Genomic DNA, 905 nt, shown 5'->3' with positions numbered 1-905 from the left:
ATTTAAGCATATTTTTATTGAGGAAAATGAAAAAGGAAAGCTACCTCGAAATATTTTTGAAGAATGTGGTTTTGATATAGATATGATTGGAATGAAACGAGTTATGTCATCGGGAAGTAGATGGCGTGCTGCTTATAGAAAAAATGGTGTATTGGGTTTAAGGGATACACGTATCGAAAACGCTGGAAGAACTCTTGAGAGAGAGCTTACGTTAGAAGAAAAGTATGCCCGTTTAGAAGCCGAACGAAACTTACTAAAGGCGGAAAACGAATTGCTAAAAAAAATCAAACTTATGGAAGGGAGGATGAGAAGGAAATAACACTANNCAAGAACAACGGAAACAAAAGAGTGATCGAGATGAAATCTTGAAGGAAACCATATTAAAAGCACTTCGATTTAGAAATAGAAAGAAGGGGGCTCGTCAGATAAAGATGACATTGGCGGGTCAGTTTCAAATTGCCTACAATTTAAAGCGTATCCGTAGAATTATGAAGAAATACGAGATTGTCTGTCCGGTGCGCAAAGCGAATCCTTATAAAAGAATGCTTAAAGCTACAAAAGAACATCGAATAGTACCGAATCAATTAAATCGGGAATTTAAACAAAATACCCCAGGGAAAACACTTCTTACAGATATCACCTATTTAGTTTACGGTAAGAATCAAAGGGCCTATTTATCTACAATTTTAGACGGCTCAACTAATGAAATTTTAGCTTACCATGTTTCAGAACANNCAAAAGCTAGTCAAAAAGCTAAACCTTGGACAATCCATGTCAAGAAGAGGAAACTGTTGGGATAACGCCCCACAAGAATCGTTTTTTGGTCATCTGAAAGATGAAGCTCATATAAAACCTTGCGCGTCCTTTAATGAATTGAAACAAGAGATTAAGAAATATATGACGTA

The 905-nt window shown here is 36.1% G+C and carries 1 pseudogene; it reads left to right on the top strand.

The window, feature by feature from the left end:
* Positions 1–905: pseudogene (locus COK05_RS30440) on the top strand (IS3 family transposase); the annotation flags it as partial.

This window comes from Bacillus cereus, from assembly GCF_002567495.1.
Classification (GTDB): domain Bacteria; phylum Bacillota; class Bacilli; order Bacillales; family Bacillaceae_G; genus Bacillus_A; species Bacillus_A cereus_AQ.
Note: the sequence above shows the minus strand (reverse complement) of the source record. Positions and strands in the feature narration are given on the sequence as shown.